This is a genomic window from Legionella santicrucis (assembly GCF_001468135.1).
In the GTDB taxonomy this organism is placed as follows: domain Bacteria; phylum Pseudomonadota; class Gammaproteobacteria; order Legionellales; family Legionellaceae; genus Legionella; species Legionella santicrucis.
Window position 1 is genome coordinate 1 of sequence record NZ_LNYU01000043.1, and the last position, 3,199, is coordinate 3,199.

The window sequence follows — 3,199 nt, forward strand, 5'->3', positions numbered from 1 at the left end:
CCCCTTGCCGGTACGACCATGCCTTACCTTTTCTACGGCAAGGTGGCCTCTTCTCAATTGCAAGCCAGGATTGCAGAAGAGACGAAACGCTTTTTTCAAGAATTATTTAACACCCAAGAGGTACTGCACAACAACGAAGCATTGCAACAAGCCATTGCGTTTGTCCTCTATACCAAGAACCATGCATTACTGCAGCTATTAGGTGAATGCGCCGTCAATCATAAAGAAGCTTTTGACGCGCTGCTCGCGACTAACTGGTATTATCTGCAACAACTAAACAAAAAAATCATCGCTTTTGACGCTCTGGAACAAGGTGCCTCTATTAATGTAATGAATAAAAAGGGGCAAAGCGCATTGCATCTTGCCACCTTAAACGCCGATAAGAAGACCATCAGCAAACTCATTGCACGCGGCATTAATGTAAACATCCAAGATAAAGACGGCAATACGGCTTTAATCTATGCCCTGAAAAAAGTGCTCTACAAAAATAAAAACGAAGTTGGGCGCGACATTGCCCAACAATTGATTGCAGCGCAGGCACAAGTGGATATCAAAGATGATAATGAAAATACACCGCTTATCATCGCCGTTCAAAACAAGGACTTAGCCATGGTGAACTATCTGCTGGAACACAGGGCTTGTCTTGAAACCTTTGCTGCCCACATGAAAACCGCCTTATTTTGGGCGGCTGAAAAAGGAGATGAGGACATTTTTGATGTGCTCCTGAAACAAGGTGCTCAAGTCAATGGGGTCAGTTATCCAGAGAAAAATACGCCACTAATGGCCGCATTAATCAATCACCATTTGGGTATCGCACAAAAAATATTGTCACAAACAGAAGTGGCCATAAAACAAAAAAACAGACATGGTAAGACAGTCCTTCATCTGGCTGCTAAAAATCCTGAAATCCTAAAGACCATGCTAGAGTTATTGCCGGAAAATCAACGCTTAGAGGCGGTGATGATTCCAAACAAAGACGGCAATACAGTACTTCATTATGCTGCTACGAATCCTGAAAGCCTAAGGATCATTCTCGCATTATTGCCGGAAAATCAACGCTTAGAAACGGTGAGGATTCAAAACAAAGACGGTAGTACAGTATTTCACGATGCTGCTACGAATTCTGAAAGCCTAAAGGCTATTCTAGCATTATTACCAGAAAATCAATGTCTAGAGGCGGTGATGATTCCAAACAAAGACGGCAATACAGTACTTCATCAAAGTGCTAACAATCCTGAAAGCCTAAAAGCTATTTTAGCGTTATTGCCAGAAAATCAACGCCTAACGGCGGTTAGGATTAAAAACGAAAATGGCAATACAGTACTTCACGATGCTGCTGATAATCCCGAAATCCTAAAAGCCGTTCTAAAGTTATTACCAGAAAATCAGCGCTTAGAAGCGGTGAGGATTCAAGGCAAATATGGCCGTATAGTGCTTAGCGATGCTATTGTCTATCCTGAAATTCTAAAGACTATTCTAGCCTTATTGCCGGAAAATCAACGCTTAGAAGTTGTGACGATTAAAAACAAAGACGGCAATACACTACTTCATCTTGCTGCTACAAACGCTGAAAGCCTAAAGACTATTCTAGCGTTATTGCCGGAAAATCAACGTCTACAGGCGGCGATGGTTAAAAACAAATATGGCGATACCGTACTTCATCTGGCTGCTTATAACCCCGAAAACCTAAAGACTATTCTCGCATTATATCCAGAAAATCAACGTCTAGAGGCGGTGATGATTAAAAACGAAAACGGCAATACAGTACTTCATCATGCTGCTAAGAATGCTGAAAGCTTAAAAACTATTCTGAAGTTATATCCAGAAAATCAATGTCCAGAGGCAGTTATAATTCAAGACAACCATGGCTATACAGTACTTCATTATGCTTATAACAATCCTAAAAGTCTACAGGAGGTACTAGCATTATTATCAGAAAATCAACGTCTAGCGGCGGTGATGATTCAAAGCAAAGATGGTAATACCGTACTTAACCGTGCAGCTTATAATTCTGAAAGCCTAAAGACCGTTCTAGAATTATTACCAGAAAATCAACGTCTAGAGGTGGTGATAATTAAAAACAAAGATGGCGAGACGGTGCTTCATCGTGCTGCTGATAACCCTGCAAGCCGAAAGACCATTCTAGCATTATTGCCGGAAAATCAACGTCTACAGGCGGTGATGGTTAAAAACAAATATGGCTATACAGTACTTGATCGTGCCGCTAACAATCCTGAAAGCCTAAAAACCATGCTAGCGTTATTGCCGGAAAATCAACGTCTAGGAGCGGTGATAATTAAAAACGGAGATGGTAAAACAATACTTCATCTTGCTAAAAGTCGCCCTGGAAGCCTACGGGCCATTCTAGAATTATTGCCAGAAAATAAACGCTTAGAGGCGATGATGATTCAAGACAAATTCGGCAATACAGTACTTCATGAGGCTGCTGGTAATCCTGAAAGCTTAAAAGCCATTCAAGCGTTATTGCCTGCAGAAATTGACTCTAGTAATGAAAATAAGGATACTTTAATGTCCCAAAACAGGTACGCATTTTTCTCGACTGCTGAAGAAAACAAGAGTGACAAAGATCTGCTGCATAGCCCCGTCCCTATGTTAAGACCTATGCACTGAGAAGCCACTGAAGTCATATTTCACATAGGAAAGTCTTTTATTTTACTAGCATAACGTGAATTCGATATAACTGTTTAAGTATTGCACTGACTCTGGCCACCATGAGAACACAATTATAATCAATAAGTTACAATCGAACCACCTAATAAACAAAAATCACTTGCGTGACCTAGTAGAAGTTTTCAAAGTTAAAGAACTATCACCTTTCTTTTTTGAATGCTTCTATCTGTTTTATTCTGATTTGCTTTATGAACTAAAGTTAATACAACCCCACTTTGTTTCTTTGAGCAAACCTTATTTGCCGCTTCATACAAATTCTGCAATTCAGCTGAGGAATAGTGTGTGGTAATTCACCCTGAACGATGACCCAATAAATCAAGTTTTCAAAATGTCCTATTTTTTATGTTTCCTCATGAAAAATTTTGCTCTTCTATTATCTCCTGAAACCCATTGTAGAGTTTTCTTCTGCATGATTTTCTACTAAGCAGGCCTCATTAAATATCTATAACAAATCAGCATAAGCATCATAATTAAAATTGATTGTTGAAACAGTCCTCCCTTCATGAAA

Annotated in this window: 1 protein-coding gene; it reads left to right on the forward strand. The window is 39.8% G+C overall.

What is annotated here, in order from left to right; all coding sequences use genetic code 11:
- Positions 1-2,631: ankyrin repeat domain-containing protein (locus tag Lsan_RS09545; protein ID WP_058514175.1), on the forward strand; the 2,631-nt coding region annotated here is incomplete at its 5' end.
- Positions 2,632-3,199 lie beyond the last annotated feature (568 nt).